Below are 14,051 nucleotides of genomic sequence, written 5' to 3'. Positions count from 1 at the left end.
GGACGGCGCCCCGGCGGTTCTCTTGGGCTGCCCGGGGTCCGCTCGGGACCGTTCGGCCCGCATGGGCGCCCTGGGCCGAACGACCCTCGGCGGGGCCGAACCGCCTCTCGCGCCCGGTCCCGCACGGGCGCGAGGGTGGGGCGAGGGCGGGAGACCGCGTCCCCGGGACAGCACGGGCACTGCCGCGCGGAAGGTGGTGGGAACGGTGGAGCACCCCCTGGTGGTGGGCGTCGACGGCTCGCACCACAGCCTCCGGGCAGTGGACTGGGCGGTGGCCGCGGCGGCCCGGTACGGGGTGCCACTGCGGCTGATCCATGCCTCCCTGTGGGAGCGGTACGAGGGCATCGCGCCCGCCGCCGGTCCCGAGCGCCCCTGGGAGCAGGTCAGGGCCGAGGAGATCGCCGCCTGCGCGGCGGAACGCGCCCGCCGGTACGGACCCGATGTGAAGCTCCTGGCCGAGGTGCTGCCGGAGGACCCGGTCGCCGCGCTGCTGCGCGCGGGCCGGGACGCCTCGGGCCTGGTCACCGGCTCCCGCGGGCGCGGCGAACTCGCCGGGCTGCTGCTCGGCTCGGTGAGCCTGGCGCTCGCCGGCCGCGCCGCGTGCCCGGTGACCGTCGTACGCGGCGGGGAGCCCAACCGGCGCGGCGCCTTCGGCCGGATCGTGCTGGGCGTGGGCGAGACGGCCGGTCCGTCGGCCGCGACCCGGTTCGCCTTCCGCGAGGCCGCGGCGCGCGGCGGAGTGCTGGAGGCCGTTCGGGCGTGGCGCTGCCCGGCCGGCGAGGTGACGGATGATCTGCTGATCGACGGGGACCCGGTCCGTGCCCACTGGGCACGGGCGGAGCGGACGCTGGACGACGCCCTGCGGACCTCCCGACGGGACCACCCCGAGGTCACGGTCCACCCCGAGACGGCCGAGGGACCGGCCCGCAAGGTGCTGCTCCAGGCGGCGGCCACCGCCGATCTGCTGGTCCTCGGCGCCCGCCGCGGCCACGGTCGCACCTTCGGACTGCAACTCGGCCGCATCGCCCACGCGGCCCTGCACCACGCGCCCTGCCCGGTGGTGATCGTGCCGGAGCGGGTCTGAAGGGCCGGTGGCGCGACCAGCCGGCCCACATCCGTACATCAGTCCCACCACACCCCGCCCACGAGTCCGTACACCCCACGAGGGAAAGAGGGGTCCATGCCAGACGCACCGACCACGACGACCACGACGACCGCGACGGCCACGACGGCCGCGCCGGGAAGTGGACTCTCCGACGACCGGATCCGCGCCCTGGACGCCCACTGGCGCGCCGCCAACTACCTCGCCGCGGGCCAGATCTACCTGCTGGCCAATCCACTGCTCACCGAGCCGCTGCGCCCGGACCACATCAAGCCCCGGCTGCTGGGCCACTGGGGCACCTCACCGGGGCTGAACCTGATCCACACCCACCTGAACCGCGTCATCAAGGACCGCGACCTGGACGCCATCTGCGTCTGGGGCCCCGGCCACGGCGGTCCCGCGGTGCTCGCCGGCTCCTGGCTGGACGGCAGCTACTCCGAGACCTACCCGGACGTCGGCCGGGACGCGGCGGGCATGGCCCGGCTCTTCGGCCAGTTCTCCTTCCCCGGCGGGGTGCCCAGCCACGTCGCCCCCGAGACGCCCGGCTCCATCCACGAGGGCGGCGAGCTCGGCTACTCCCTCGCCCACGCCTACGGGGCCGCGCTGGACAACCCCGGGCTGCTGGTCGCCTGCGTCATCGGCGACGGCGAGGCCGAGACCGGGCCGCTGGCCGGCTCCTGGCACGCGAACAAGTTCCTGGACCCGGTCCATGACGGCGCCGTGCTGCCGATCCTCCACCTCAACGGCTACAAGATCGCCAACCCCACGGTGCTCGCCCGGCTGCCCCGGACCGAACTCGACGAGCTGCTGCGCGGGTACGGCCATGAGCCGATCCATGTCGCCGGGGACGAACCGTTCGCCGTGCACCGGGCCATGGCGCGCGCCCTGGACGAGGCGCTGGACCGGATCGCCCTGCTCCAGCGCACCGCCCGCGAGGAGGGCATCGCCGAGCGGCCCCGCTGGCCGGTGCTCGTGCTCCGTACGCCCAAGGGCTGGACCGGCCCCGAGGAGGTCGACGGACTTCCCGTGGCGGGCACCTGGCGTGCCCACCAGGTGCCCCTGCCGGGCGTCCGGGAGAACCCGGAGCATCTGCGGCAGCTGGAGCGCTGGCTGCGCTCGTACCGTCCCGAGGAGCTCTTCGACGCCGACGGGCGGCCCGTACCGGAGGTCCTCGCCGAGGTCCCGCGGGGCGACCGCCGGCTGGGCGCCAATCCGCACGCCAACGGCGGGCTGCGCCTGCGCTCGTTGCCGCTGCCCGGCCTGGAGCGGTACGCGGTCCCCGTCGACAGCCCCGGGGCGACCCTGCACGAGCCGACCCGGGTGCTCGGCGGGCTGCTGGCGAAGGTCATGGCGGACACCGAGGCCCGCCGCGACTTCCGGATCGTCGGCCCGGACGAGACCGCCTCCAACCGGCTGGAGGCCGTCTTCCAGGCCACCGGCAAGGCGTGGCAGGAGGCCACCCTCCCCACCGACGAGCACCTCGGCCGGCACGGCCGGGTCATGGAGGTCCTCTCCGAACACCTGTGCCAGGGCTGGCTGGAGGGCTATCTGCTGACCGGGCGGCACGGCCTCTTCTCCTGCTACGAGGCGTTCGTGCACATCGTCGACTCCATGGTCAACCAGCACATCAAATGGCTGAAGACCTCCCGCGCACTGCCGTGGCGGCGCCCGGTGGCCTCCCTGAACTACCTGCTGACCTCGCATGTGTGGCGCCAGGACCACAACGGCTTCTCCCACCAGGACCCCGGGTTCGTCGACCATGTGCTCAACAAGAGCCCCGCGGTGGTGCGCGTCTATCTGCCGCCGGACGCCAACACCCTGCTCTGCGTGACCGACCACATCCTGCGCACCCGTGACTACGTCAATGTGGTCGTCGCGGGCAAGCAGCCCTGCTTCGACTGGCTCGACCTGGACCAGGCGCGCGCCCACTGCGCCCGGGGCGCCGGGACCTGGGAGTGGGCCGGCACCGAGAACGGCGCGGCGGAGCCGGACGTGGTGCTGGCCGCCGCGGGCGACGTGCCCACCCAGGAGGTCCTCGCGGCCGCCGGGATCCTCCGCCGCCACCTGCCCGACGTGGCCGTGCGTGTGGTCAACGTCGTCGACATGACCCGGCTGCTGCCCAAGGAGGAGCATCCGCACGGGATGACGGACCACGAGTTCGACGCCCTGTTCACCCGCGACCGGCCGGTCATCTTCGCCTACCACGGTTATCCGTGGCTGGTGCACCGGCTGGCCTACCGCCGCGCCGTCCACCCGCATCTGCATGTGCGCGGCTACAAGGAGGCGGGCACCACCACCACGCCGTTCGACATGGTGGTGCGCAACGATCTGGACCGCTACCGGCTGGTGATGGACGTCATCGACCGGACCCCGGGCCTCGCGGTGCGCGCCACGGCCGTACGGCAGCGGATGCAGGACGCCCGCACCCGCCACCACGCCTGGATCCGCGAGCACGGCACCGATATGCCCGAGGTCGCCGAGTGGTCCTGGACCGGCTGAGGGCCGCGTGGCGCCGCCGTCCCCCGGCGGACCGGCGGCGTCACCCGGTGGGGAAGTAGTCCTCCAGATAGGCGTTGCGGAACTTCCCCGCCGGGTCGTGGTCGGCCAGCAGCCGGGCGAAGTCGGCGGCCCGGTCGTAGGAGGAGAGGATCCGCTCCGGCGCGGCCGCCGTCAGCTTGCCCCAGTGCGGCCGCGCACCCAGCGGCAGCAGCTCCGCCTCCATCGCGGCCACCACCTCGATCACCGCCTCGTGGTCGGGGACCCAGGTGAAGTGGAAGGCGACGCTGTCCCGGCCGTACGCGGGGCTCAGCCACAGCTCGTCCGCCGCCACCGTACGGATCTCGGACACCTGCACCACGGGCGCGATCCGGTCACCGAGGCCGCGCAGCGCCGCGAACGCCGCCGAGGCGGCCTCGCGTGGCAGCAGCAGCTCCGACTGGAGCTCATCGCCGTTGCTCGGGGTGAAGTCCGGGCGGAAGTGCGGCAGCCGCTCATGCCACGGCCCCGGCGCGCCCAACTGCTCGGTGCAGTGCCGCGGCGGCATCGCGGGCACCGGGTGGTGATGGCGGTCGGCCGGGCGGGCCCCCAGCCACGGCTGCCCCGGCTCCGGGGGGTCGGGCAGGTCGGTGCGGCACTTCAGCCACACCACCCCCTCGCCCGAGCGCCAGTCGGTGAAGACGCTGACGCTGTAGGCGGCGCCGAATATCTCCTCGAAGCTGTCGTCCAGCCGGTCCAGCGGAAGCCCGGTCCACACCCACTGGGCCACGTCGTAGGTGGGCTCGATGTCCAGCGTCATGGCGGTGACGACGCCCAGCCCGCCGAGCCCGACCACGGCCCCGTTCAGCCGGTCCGGGTCCTCGTCCCGGCTCAGCAGGGTCACCTCGCCCCCGGGGCCGACGATCTCCAGCCCGGCGACGGCCGCCGCCAGACAGCGCTGGGTGCTCCCCGAGCCGTGGGTGGCGGTGGCACAGGCCCCCGCGACCGTGATGTGCGGCAGCGAGGCCAGGTTGGCCAGCGCGAAACCCTCCGCGTGCAGGGCCTCGGCCACATGGGCGTAGCGCATACCGGCCGCGATGGTCGCCGTGCGCTTCCCGGGGTCGATCTCCACCCGGTGCGGCAGCCGGTCCAGGCTCACCAGATCGCCGTCGGTGTCGGCGATGCGGTTGAAGGAGTGGCCCGTGCCCAGCACCCGCACCCGGTCGGCGGAGCCGACGATCCGCCGCAGCTCGTCGGCGGTGTCCGGGCGGTGCAGCCGGGCGGCGGCGAAGGTGATGTTCCCCGCCCAGTTCGTCGGGGCTCCGGTGGTCGGCATCCGTGTCGTCCTGTTCCCGCTGGAGGGCGATGATGGCGATGGTCTGGAAGGGCGATGATGATGTTGTCATGACCTTGGTACAGGGCGGCACCCCGGTCCGTACAGACCCGGTTTCGCCGTCCGTGCCCCGGACGGCCCAGCAGGACGGGCCACCGCATCACCGCGGGACCACGATGGGCCCATGACGGCCCCCAAGCGAAACCGCTCGATGCCGGGACTGCTCGGCGAGCTCTGCGCGGAGTTCGCGGGCACGATGATCCTGATCCTGTTCGGCTGCGGCGTGGTGGCCCAGGTCGTGGCCGGGGGCGCGCTCACCAAGCCACCGGGGGCGCTCGGCGACCACGACTCCATCTCCTGGGCCTGGGGTCTGGGCGTCACCTTGGGTGTGTATGTGGCGGCGCGGCTCAGCGGGGCCCATATCAACCCGGCGGTCACCCTCTCGCTGGCGGCCTTCAAGGACTTCCCCTGGCCCAAGGTCCTGCCGTACGCGGTGGCCCAGACGCTGGGCGCGTTCGTCGCGGCCCTGCTGGTGCGCTGGAACTACACCGAGGTGCTGGCGGCCGCCGACCCGGGGCACACCTTCAAGACCCAGTTCGTCTTCTCCACCCTGCCCGGCAACGGCTCACTCCCGGTGAGCGAATGGGGGGCGCTGCGCGACCAGATCATCGGCACCGCGATCCTGGTGCTGCTCATCTTCGCCGTCACCGATGTGCTGAACGCGGCGCCGAAGGCCAACATGGGCCCCTTCATCACCGGCCTGATCGTGGTCGCGATCGGCATGGCGTTCGGCGCCGACGCGGGGTACGCCATCAACCCGGCCCGTGACTTCGGTCCCCGGCTCGCCAGCTTCATCACCGGCTACCACAGCGCCTGGCGGGACCAGTACGGGAACTTCTACTTCTGGGTGCCCATCGTGGGCCCGCTGGTCGGCGGGCTCGTCGGTGCCGCCCTGTACAAGGTCCTGATCAGCCGCTACCTCCCGTTGCCCGCACCGCCGGAGCCGGGCCGCGCGCCCGCGCCCGAGTAGCCGGTCCGGCCGGACCCACCCACGAGAGGCGGCAGCATGCCGGAATTCGTCGGTGCGGTGGACCAGGGAACCACCAGCACCCGTTTCATGATCTTCAACCACGACGGCGACGAGGTGTCGCGGTACCAGCTGGAGCACCGCCAGATCCTGCCGCGCGCCGGCTGGGTCGAGCACGACCCGGTGGAGATCTACGAGCGCACCAACTCCGTGATGCAGAACGCCATCCGTGCCTGCGGACTCTCCCCCACCGACCTGGCCGCCATCGGCATCACCAATCAGCGCGAGACCACGGTGATCTGGGATCCGCGCGACGGCCGCCCGTACTACAACGCCATCGTCTGGCAGGACACCCGCACCGACGCCATCGCGGCCGCCCTCGAACGGGAGGGCAAGGGCGAGGTCATCCGCCGCAAGGCGGGACTGCCGCCGGCCACCTACTTCTCGGCCGGCAAGATCCAATGGATTCTGGAGAACGTCGACGGCGTCCGCGAGGCCGCCGAGCGCGGCCACGCCCTCTTCGGCAACACCGACGCCTGGGTGCTGTGGAACCTCACCGGTGGTCCCAACGCCGGCATCCACGCCACCGATGTCACCAACGCCAGCCGCACCATGCTGATGAACCTGGAGACGCTGGACTGGGACGACGAGCTGCTGGAGCTCTTCCGGATCCCGCGGGCCATGCTGCCCACGATCAACCCCTCCTCCCATCCCGAGGCGTACGGCAAGGCCCGCACCTCCCGTCCGCTGCGCACCGCGACCCCCATCACCGGTGTCCTCGGCGATCAGCACGCGGCCACGGTCGGCCAGGTCTGCTTCGCCCCCGGCGAGGCCAAGAACACCTACGGCACCGGTAACTTCCTGCTGCTCAACACCGGGCGGGAGCTGATCCGCTCGACCAGCGGACTGCTCACGACCGTGGCGTACCAGTTCGGCGACAGCCCTCCCGTCTACGCCCTGGAGGGCTCGATCGCCGTCACCGGCTCGGCCGTCCAGTGGCTGCGCGACCAGATGAAGATGATCGACGACGCCGCCGGGAGCGAACGGCTCGCCCGCACCGTCGAGGACAACGGCGGGGTGTACTTCGTGCCAGCGTTCTCCGGCCTCTTCGCGCCGTACTGGCGCTCCGACGCGCGGGGCGCGATCGTCGGTCTCACCCGCTACAACACCAACGGCCATCTGGCGCGGGCCACCCTGGAGTCGATCTGCTACCAGAGCCGGGACGTGGTGGAGGCCATGGAGCGGGACGCCGACATCCACCTCGACGTGCTGCGGGTGGACGGCGGGGTCACCGACAACGAGCTGTGCATGCAGATCCAGGCCGATGTGCTGGGCGTACCGGTCAGCCGCCCGGTGATCGCCGAGACCACGGCCCTGGGCGCCGCCTACGCCGCGGGGCTGGCCACGGGATTCTGGCGGGACACCGATGAGCTGCGTTCGCACTGGAGGGAGGCCAGGCGCTGGGAGCCCCAGTGGGGCGAGGAGGCCCGGGAGGAGGGCTACGCGGGCTGGCAGAAGGCCGTCCAGCGCACCCTGGGCTGGGTCACGGTCGACTAGCGGACCTGGCGGGGCCGTGTCGGGGCCGTGGCGGGACCCGCTTGCGCCGGGCGTCCGACGGCGGTTCGCTGGAAGTACCCGGTGGTGGCCGAGACACCCTGGGACCTACGGCACGTCCGCCACCACCGCTCGCCGGCGATCGACGCGGAGGTGATCCAGGTGAAGGCCGTCGTCTATGAGAAGCCCTACTCGGTGGCCGTGAGGGATGTCGACGATCCCCGGATCGAGCGTCCGAACGATGTGATCGTGCGCGTGACGTCCAGCGCGATCTGCGGCTCGGATCTGCATATGTACGAGGGCCGTACGTCGGCCGAGCCCGGCATCGTCTTCGGCCATGAGAACCTCGGCGTCGTCGAGGAGACCGGTTCCGGCGTCACCTCGCTGTCCAAGGGCGATCGCGTGGTCATGCCGTTCAACGTGGCCTGCGGATTCTGCAAGAACTGCCTCGCGGGCGACACCGGCTTCTGCCTCACCGTCAACCCCGGTTTCGCGGGCGGGGCCTACGGCTATGTGGCGATGGGCCCCTACACGGGTGGTCAGGCCGAGCGGCTGCGGGTGCCGTTCGCCGACTTCAACTGCCTGAGACTGCCCCCGGGCGAGGAGTTCGAGAGCGACTTCATCCTGCTCGCCGACATCTTCCCGACCGGCTACCACGGCTGTGAACTGGCCGAGGTCTCCCCGGGCGAGAGCGTGGTCGTCTACGGCGCGGGGCCGGTCGGACTGATGGCCGCCTACTCCGCGCTGCTGCGCGGCGCGGCCAAGGTGTTCGTGGTCGACCGGGTCCCCGAGCGGCTGGACAAGGCCAAGGAGATCGGCGCCATCCCCATCGACTTCACCCAGGGCGATCCGGTGGCGCAGATCAAGGACCGCACCGGGGGCGAGGGCACCGACAAGGGCATCGACGCCGTGGGGTACCAGGCCCAGGCGCGCGACGCCGGTCATGAGGAACCCGCGGTGGTGCTCAACTCGCTGGTCGAGACGGTGCGGGCGACCGGACGGCTCGGCGTGCCGGGGCTGTACGTCCCCTCCGACCCCGGTGCCCCCGATGAGCACGCCAAACACGGTCAGCTGCTGGTCTCCATCGGGCGGATGTTCGAAAAGGGTCAGCGGATGGGCACGGGCCAGTGCAACGTCAAGCGCTACAACCGCCAGCTGCGCGACCTGATCATCGCCGGCCGGGCCAGGCCGAGCTTCGTGGTCTCGCATGAACTCCCGCTCGATCAGGCGCCGCAGGCGTACGAGAAGTTCGACAAGCGCGTCGAGGGCTACACCAAGGTGGTGCTGCACCCGGTGCTCGCGGCCTGACGGATCCTCGTCCGTGATCCAGAAGGTCACTGAATAGGGTGAAATGCTCCATACTCGGTTATATGCCCTCAAGTGGCTCCCTGTTCTCCGCCGGGAGGAGGAGCGATCATGAAGAACTGCCATGTGACACTGGCTTTCATCAGCGGTTATCTCTTCGGACGCGGCCATAAGGGGACCTTGGTCCTCGCCCTCGCCGGTCTCGCCGCGGGAAAGCGCCTCACCTCCGGTATCAGTCCGCCGGGCGCCGAGCAGCTGAAGTCCTCCGAGCTCGGCAGGCTCGGCCAGGAGATCGGCGGCCGGCTGGTGGCCGCGGGCCGGGAGGCGGCCATGTCGGCGGCCAGTAACCGCATCGACTCCTTGAGCGACCGGCTGGAGCAGCGCGCATCGTCGCTGCGCAGCCACGCCGCGGGCGTCCGCGAGCCGGAGGCCGGGACGCACGAGGAGCACGAGGAGCACCAGGAGCACGAGGAGCACGAGGGACACGAGGGACACGAGGAACCTGAAGAGCACAAGGAGGAGCCGCGGGCCAGGAAGCGGACCGGCTCCGAAGGGTCCGCGCGGCGACGCCAGAGGTGAGGGCCATGGCTGAGGAAACCCACAAGGGGCGGGCCGGTGGGCGCGGCGCCCGGGACCTGCCCACCGACCGGCTGCTGAAGGAAGCGGAAGGCCTGCTGGCCGCCCTGGGCGAAAGAGCCCTGGAATCGGTCACCCACCTGGGCAAGAACCCCGGTGGCGGCGGGCTCCAAGGACCGCTGAAACCCCTGAAGGGCGGACTGGAGCAGGTCAAGGACGAGGTCAGGGGCAAGGTCGTCGACAAGGCCAAGGAACAGGTCAAGGGGCAGGTCAAGGAGAAGGTCGTCGACAAGGTCAAGAGCGTGATCCCGGGCCTCGGCGGTGGCGGCGGCGACGGTGGTGGCAAGGGCGGGAAGAAGCTCAAGGTCACCAACATCGTGGAGCAGATCGATGTGGGTGCGCCCCTCTCCCTCACCTACAACCTCTGGACGGAGTGGGAGAACTTCCCCTCGTACATGAAGAAGGTCGAAGCCGTCGAGAACGAGGACGACGAGGAGGCCCGGACCGAGTCCGAGTGGAAGGCCCAGGTCTTCTGGTCGCACCGCAAGTGGCGGGCGGAGGTCGTCGAGCAGGTGCCGGACAAGCGGATCATCTGGACGTCGCGGGCCGACAAGGGCCATGTGGACGGCACGATCACCTTCCACGAGCTGGCCCCGGAGCTCACCCGGATCCTGTTCGTCCTGGAGTACTGGCCGCAGGGGTTCATGGAGCGCACCGGCAACCTCTGGCGCGCCCAGGGCCGCCGGGTGCGGCTGGAGATGAAGCACTTCCGCCGTCATCTCATGCGCGAGGTGCTGCTCGCCCCCGACGAGGTCGTGGGCTGGCGCGGCGTGGTGCGCGACGGCGAGGTTGTGGAGGAGGACGAGCGGGACCAAGAGGGGCGGGAGCCCGCCGAGGACCGCGAAGAGGAACGCGAGGGGGAGGGCGAGGAGCCCGAGGGGTCCGAGGAATACGACGAGGAGCCGGAGGAGGAGTACGAGGAGGGCGAGGAGCCCGAGGACGAATACGACGAGGAGGAGTACGAGGAGGAGCCCGTGCGGCGGCGCACCCGCCGCTGACGGACCCCGCCCCCGGAACGGGTGAGCGCGGTGACCGTAGCACGCCAGCAGCAGAGCCAGTATCTGGACCGGGCGAGCTCCAGCGCCCTGGTCGACGTGGTCGACCTCATCCTGGACAAGGGCCTGGTCATCGATGTGTACGTGCGGGTGTCCCTGGTGGGCATCGAGATCCTGACCATCGACGCCCGGATCGTCGTCGCCAGCGTGGACACGTATCTGCGGTTCGCGGAGGCGACCAACCGTCTCGACATCGCCCGCAGCGGCACCGAGACCCATGGCCTGCCCGGCCTCATGGACCAGCTCCAGGAGAGCGGCGGCAAGAAGAAGACCAAGGGCGCCCTGGAAGGCGTCAAGGAGTCGGTCTCGGATCTGCTCCAGGGCGATGCCGACGAGGACCGGGAACCCGAGGCCGGGGAGCGGGCGCGGCCCCGGCGCACGAGGGGTTCCACCAGCCACAGGGAGCGCGAGCGGTGATGGCCGAGGAGAAGCGTGCCTGCTACGTCTACGGGGTCGTCACGGACGACCGGGCCGATGAGTCGGTCAAGGACCTGCCCGCGGTCGGCGACCAGGAGGCCCCGGTGACCCTGGTCCGCTACGGCGGCCAGGCCGCCGTGGTCAGCGAGGTGCCCGTCGACAAACCGCTGGGCACCCCCGACGATCTGCGCGCCCACGCCAGGGTGCTGGACACCCTGGCCGCGCAGGGTCCCCCCGTGCTGCCGTTCCGGTTCGGCACCGTGGTGCGCGACACCGGCGCGGTGACCGACGAGCTGCTGACCGAGGGGCACGACGACTTCGCCCGCGGCCTCAACCACCTCCGGGGCAGTGCGCAGTTCACCGTGCGGGCCCGGTACGAGGAGGACGCGGTGCTGCGCGAGGTGGTGACCGAACAGCCGGAGGCCGCACGGCTCCGCGAGGAGCTGCGGGGGCTGCCGGAGGAGGCGGGCTACGAGCAGCGGATCCAGCTCGGCCGGCTCGTCATGGACAGCATCGCCGCGAAGCGGAGCGTGGACGCGCTGGAGGTCGAGAGCCGGCTGGCGCCGCACGCGCTGGCCTCGGCGTCGGCGGAGCCGGCGTCCGCCGAGGGGCTGGTCAACGCCTCGTTCCTGGTGGCGGACGCGAGGCGGCGGGCATTCGAGGCGGCGGCCGAGGAGCTGGCCGAACACTGGCACGGCCGGGTGCGGATGCGCCTGCTCGGTCCGCTGGCGCCGTACGACTTCGTGGCCGAGGCCCTGCTCGAACGCAAGGAAGGCGACGATTAGCCATGGGACTGTTCACCGGACTGGCCACGCTGCCGCTGGCCCCGGTGCGCGGGGTCGCCTGGGTCGCCGAGCGGCTCCGGGAGGAGGCCCACCGGCAGCTGTACGACCCCGAGGTGATCAAGGAGCGGCTGGAAGAGGTCGCGGAGGCGCGGGAGAGCGGAGAGCTCACCGAGGAGGAGGCGGCCCGGGAGGAGGACGAACTGGTCCGCAGGCTGATGTCCCAGGGCCCGCCCGGCGGGGGCATGGAGGTATGACCGTGCCCCGCGAGGAACGGCCGCACGAGGAGCGCCACCGCGAGGAGCGCCACCGCGAGGAACGGCCCCGCCAGGAGGTCCACCGCGAGGAACGGCCCCGCGACCCGGAGCGGGAGCGGCCCCCGCGCCGCCCCGCGCTGGACGCCCGCGCCGCCGCGCGGCGCGCCGCGCACCATGTGGCGCAGCTGACCGGGCGGGACCCGGAGGGCGTCACCTCGCTGGAGCACCGGGAGGACGGCTGGGCCATCGGCATCGAGGTCGTGGAGACCCACCGGATACCGGACTCCACCGACATCCTCGCCGAGTACCGCGTCGAACTGGACGACCACGGCGAGCTGGTCACCTACCGCCGCACCGAGCGCTATCCCCGAGGCAGGGCGGAGAACCGGACATGACCCAGAGTCCCGGCTGGAACGCGCCGGCCCGGCGCGCCGGCGCCGCACCCGAACCCGCCGGCCGCGGCGCCGAACCCTCCAGCCTGGCCGACATCCTGGAGCGGGTGCTGGACAAGGGCATCGTCATCGCCGGTGACATCCAGATCAACCTGCTGGACATCGAACTGCTGACGATCAAGATCCGGCTGCTGGTCGCCTCCGTGGACCGGGCCAAGGAGATGGGCATCGACTGGTGGGAGCACGATCCCACGCTCTCCTCCCACGCCCGGGACGTCCTGGAGGAGAACGAACAGCTGCGGCGCCGCGTCGGCGAGTTGGAGGACGGAAGCGGCGCACGGCGAGCGGAAGAGCGCGGCGCGGAGCGGGAGGACGGACCGTGACCGAACCTTTCGCCACCTGGCTGTACGCGGTGACGGCCGCCCCGGTGGGCGGCGCACCCCCGCACGGGCTCACCGGTGTGGCGGACGAGCCGGTGCGCCTGGTCGAGCGCGCGGGACTGGCCGCCGTCGTGGGCTCCGTACCGCTGGCGGACTTCGACGAGGACGCGCTGCGCGACCATCTGGAGGACCTGGAGTGGCTGGAGCGCACCGCCCGCGCCCACCACCGGGTGATCAACGGCGCGGCCCGCCTCGGCCAGGTCATCCCGCTGCGCTTCGCCACGCTCTACCACGACGACGACCGGGTCCGCGCGATGCTCCAGGAGCGCCGGGAGGACTTCACGGCCACGCTGCGGCGGGTGACGGGCCGCACCGAGTGGGGCGTCAAGGCGTATGTCGACCCCGCGTCCTTCCTGCCCGATCCGGACGAGGGCGAAAGCGGCGGGGACAGCCCCGGAACCGCCTATCTGATGCGCCGGCGGGCCCAGCGGCAGGACCAGGAGACCGCGCATCTGCGCGCGACCGAGCGGGCGGAGGAGATCCACGCCTCCCTCGCCGCGCTGGCGGTGGCCACGGCCGCGCACCCACCGCAGGACGCCGCGCTGGCCGCGTACGAGGGGTGGATGGTGCTGAACAACTCCTATCTGGTGCCCGACGACCGCACCGAGGAGTTCACCGACGCGGTGACCGCGCTGAAGGAGCGCCACCCCACCGTCACCCTGGAGCTCAGCGGCCCCTGGCCGCCGTACTCCTTCACCGCCCCGCCGCAGCCGGCGGGCGAGGTCCGGCGGGCGGAGACGCCGTCATGACCCGCGCGATCGAGCGGCGCGAGGTGGCCCTGGTCGATCTGCTCGACCGGGTGCTCGCCGGAGGCGTGGTGATCGCCGGGGAGATCACCCTGACCATCGCCGACATCGACCTGGTGCGCATCTCCCTGCGCGCCCTGATCGCCTCCGTACGGGTGGAGGACGAGGCACGGGAGGCGCACGAGGGGAGGGGGGATCGCTATGACGGCTGACCGCGCTCCCCGGCCCGGCCGGCGGATCGAAGTGGACGAGGAGTCGGTCCGCAAGAGCCTGGCCGGTCTGGTGCTCACCATCGTGGAGCTGCTGCGGCAGCTCATGGAGCGGCAGGCGCTGCGCCGCGTCGACCAGGGCGGCATCAGCGACGAGCAGATCGAGAAGCTCGGGCTGACGCTGATGGCCCTGGAGCGGAACATGGCCGAGCTGCGGGAACACTTCGGGCTGACCGAGGACGACCTGAATCTGGACCTCGGCCCGCTGGGCCCCCTGCTGCCCCGCGACCGGGCCCCGTGAACAGCCCCTGAGACACCCGC

The 14,051-nt window shown here is 72.0% G+C and carries 16 protein-coding genes; 15 read left to right on the top strand and 1 reads right to left on the bottom strand.

The genetic code is table 11. The features are described 5' to 3' along the window. Positions 1-205: 205 nt before the first annotated feature. Both N6H00_RS04560 and N6H00_RS04555 read left to right on the top strand, forming a co-directional pair. The gene (locus tag N6H00_RS04560; protein ID WP_268970244.1) at positions 206-1,084 is read left to right on the top strand and encodes a universal stress protein; all 879 of its coding nucleotides are present in this window, start codon (positions 206-208) and stop codon (positions 1,082-1,084) included. Between the two features lie 96 nt (positions 1,085-1,180). After that, positions 1,181-3,601, top strand: a complete 2,421-nt coding sequence (locus N6H00_RS04555; RefSeq protein ID WP_268970243.1) for a phosphoketolase family protein — start codon at positions 1,181-1,183, stop codon at positions 3,599-3,601. Between the two features lie 40 nt (positions 3,602-3,641). Here N6H00_RS04555 and N6H00_RS04550 read toward each other — a convergent pair whose 3' ends face one another. Further along, the gene (locus N6H00_RS04550; protein ID WP_268970242.1) at positions 3,642-4,913 is read right to left on the bottom strand and encodes an FAD-binding protein; all 1,272 of its coding nucleotides are present in this window, start codon (positions 4,911-4,913) and stop codon (positions 3,642-3,644) included. A 181-nt stretch (positions 4,914-5,094) separates the two neighbouring features. Between N6H00_RS04550 and N6H00_RS04545 the strand changes: the two genes are divergently transcribed. The 13 genes from N6H00_RS04545 (at position 5,095) to N6H00_RS04485 (ending at position 14,031) form a co-directional block, all read left to right on the top strand. Continuing rightward, positions 5,095-5,940, top strand: coding sequence for an MIP/aquaporin family protein (locus N6H00_RS04545; protein ID WP_268970241.1), 846 nt, complete (start codon positions 5,095-5,097; stop codon positions 5,938-5,940). A gap of 36 nt (positions 5,941-5,976) precedes the next feature. After that, on the top strand, positions 5,977-7,494 hold the full coding sequence (gene glpK, locus N6H00_RS04540; protein ID WP_268970240.1) for a glycerol kinase GlpK: 1,518 nt from the start codon (positions 5,977-5,979) through the stop codon (positions 7,492-7,494). A gap of 159 nt (positions 7,495-7,653) precedes the next feature. Next, positions 7,654-8,799 carry a glutathione-independent formaldehyde dehydrogenase gene (locus N6H00_RS04535; RefSeq protein ID WP_268976843.1) on the top strand — a complete coding sequence of 382 codons (1,146 nt, stop codon included), beginning with the start codon at positions 7,654-7,656 and terminating at the stop codon, positions 8,797-8,799. 108 nt (positions 8,800-8,907) lie between these two features. Beyond that, positions 8,908-9,375, top strand: a complete 468-nt coding sequence (locus N6H00_RS04530; protein WP_268970238.1) for a hypothetical protein — start codon at positions 8,908-8,910, stop codon at positions 9,373-9,375. A 5-nt stretch (positions 9,376-9,380) separates the two neighbouring features. After that, positions 9,381-10,430 (top strand): SRPBCC family protein, encoded by a 1,050-nt coding sequence (locus tag N6H00_RS04525; protein ID WP_268970237.1) that lies wholly within the window; start codon positions 9,381-9,383, stop codon positions 10,428-10,430. Positions 10,431-10,460: 30 nt separating this feature from the next. Further along, positions 10,461-10,904: a gas vesicle protein GvpJ gene (gene gvpJ, locus N6H00_RS04520; RefSeq protein WP_268970236.1), complete on the top strand. Its 444-nt coding sequence runs from the start codon at positions 10,461-10,463 to the stop codon at positions 10,902-10,904. Next, positions 10,904-11,689 carry a GvpL/GvpF family gas vesicle protein gene (locus tag N6H00_RS04515; protein WP_268970235.1) on the top strand — a complete coding sequence of 262 codons (786 nt, stop codon included), beginning with the start codon at positions 10,904-10,906 and terminating at the stop codon, positions 11,687-11,689. The genes gvpJ and N6H00_RS04515 overlap by 1 nt, the downstream gene beginning before the upstream one ends. Before the next feature lie 2 nt (positions 11,690-11,691). Further along, positions 11,692-11,943 carry a gas vesicle protein GvpG gene (locus N6H00_RS04510; protein WP_268970234.1) on the top strand — a complete coding sequence of 84 codons (252 nt, stop codon included), beginning with the start codon at positions 11,692-11,694 and terminating at the stop codon, positions 11,941-11,943. Next, a complete protein-coding gene (locus N6H00_RS04505) occupies positions 11,940-12,338 on the top strand; it encodes a gas vesicle protein GvpO (RefSeq protein ID WP_268970233.1) in 399 nt (132 codons plus the stop codon). Before N6H00_RS04510 ends, N6H00_RS04505 begins: the two co-directional genes overlap by 4 nt. Then, entirely contained in the window at positions 12,335-12,718 is a 384-nt protein-coding gene (locus tag N6H00_RS04500) for a gas vesicle protein (RefSeq protein WP_268970232.1), read from the top strand. Before N6H00_RS04505 ends, N6H00_RS04500 begins: the two co-directional genes overlap by 4 nt. Next, positions 12,715-13,524 carry a GvpL/GvpF family gas vesicle protein gene (locus N6H00_RS04495; RefSeq protein WP_268970231.1) on the top strand — a complete coding sequence of 270 codons (810 nt, stop codon included), beginning with the start codon at positions 12,715-12,717 and terminating at the stop codon, positions 13,522-13,524. The genes N6H00_RS04500 and N6H00_RS04495 overlap by 4 nt, the downstream gene beginning before the upstream one ends. After that, positions 13,521-13,733 (top strand): gas vesicle protein, encoded by a 213-nt coding sequence (locus N6H00_RS04490; protein ID WP_268970230.1) that lies wholly within the window; start codon positions 13,521-13,523, stop codon positions 13,731-13,733. The genes N6H00_RS04495 and N6H00_RS04490 overlap by 4 nt, the downstream gene beginning before the upstream one ends. Next, positions 13,723-14,031 carry a gas vesicle protein K gene (locus tag N6H00_RS04485; protein WP_268970229.1) on the top strand — a complete coding sequence of 103 codons (309 nt, stop codon included), beginning with the start codon at positions 13,723-13,725 and terminating at the stop codon, positions 14,029-14,031. Before N6H00_RS04490 ends, N6H00_RS04485 begins: the two co-directional genes overlap by 11 nt. Positions 14,032-14,051 lie beyond the last annotated feature (20 nt).

The organism is Streptomyces sp. S465 (assembly GCF_026898115.1).
In the GTDB taxonomy this organism is placed as follows: domain Bacteria; phylum Actinomycetota; class Actinomycetes; order Streptomycetales; family Streptomycetaceae; genus Streptomyces; species Streptomyces luomodiensis.
The sequence above is the reverse complement of the archived record's forward strand: the minus strand, read 5'-3'. Positions and strand labels throughout refer to the sequence as shown.

What these genes read in the sequence shown, in the direction of transcription:
- N6H00_RS04555 (WP_268970243.1), top strand. Translation starts at nt 1,181, where the DNA reads ATGCCAGACGCACCGACCACGACGACCACGACGACCGCGACGGCCACG.
- N6H00_RS04550 (WP_268970242.1), bottom strand. Translation starts at nt 4,913, where the DNA reads ATGCCGACCACCGGAGCCCCGACGAACTGGGCGGGGAACATCACCTTC.
- N6H00_RS04545 (WP_268970241.1), top strand. Translation starts at nt 5,095, where the DNA reads ATGACGGCCCCCAAGCGAAACCGCTCGATGCCGGGACTGCTCGGCGAG.
- glpK (WP_268970240.1), top strand. Translation starts at nt 5,977, where the DNA reads ATGCCGGAATTCGTCGGTGCGGTGGACCAGGGAACCACCAGCACCCGT.
- N6H00_RS04530 (WP_268970238.1), top strand. Translation starts at nt 8,908, where the DNA reads ATGAAGAACTGCCATGTGACACTGGCTTTCATCAGCGGTTATCTCTTC.
- N6H00_RS04525 (WP_268970237.1), top strand. Translation starts at nt 9,381, where the DNA reads ATGGCTGAGGAAACCCACAAGGGGCGGGCCGGTGGGCGCGGCGCCCGG.
- N6H00_RS04515 (WP_268970235.1), top strand. Translation starts at nt 10,904, where the DNA reads ATGGCCGAGGAGAAGCGTGCCTGCTACGTCTACGGGGTCGTCACGGAC.
- N6H00_RS04510 (WP_268970234.1), top strand. Translation starts at nt 11,692, where the DNA reads ATGGGACTGTTCACCGGACTGGCCACGCTGCCGCTGGCCCCGGTGCGC.
- N6H00_RS04505 (WP_268970233.1), top strand. Translation starts at nt 11,940, where the DNA reads ATGACCGTGCCCCGCGAGGAACGGCCGCACGAGGAGCGCCACCGCGAG.
- N6H00_RS04500 (WP_268970232.1), top strand. Translation starts at nt 12,335, where the DNA reads ATGACCCAGAGTCCCGGCTGGAACGCGCCGGCCCGGCGCGCCGGCGCC.
- N6H00_RS04490 (WP_268970230.1), top strand. Translation starts at nt 13,521, where the DNA reads ATGACCCGCGCGATCGAGCGGCGCGAGGTGGCCCTGGTCGATCTGCTC.
- N6H00_RS04485 (WP_268970229.1), top strand. Translation starts at nt 13,723, where the DNA reads ATGACGGCTGACCGCGCTCCCCGGCCCGGCCGGCGGATCGAAGTGGAC.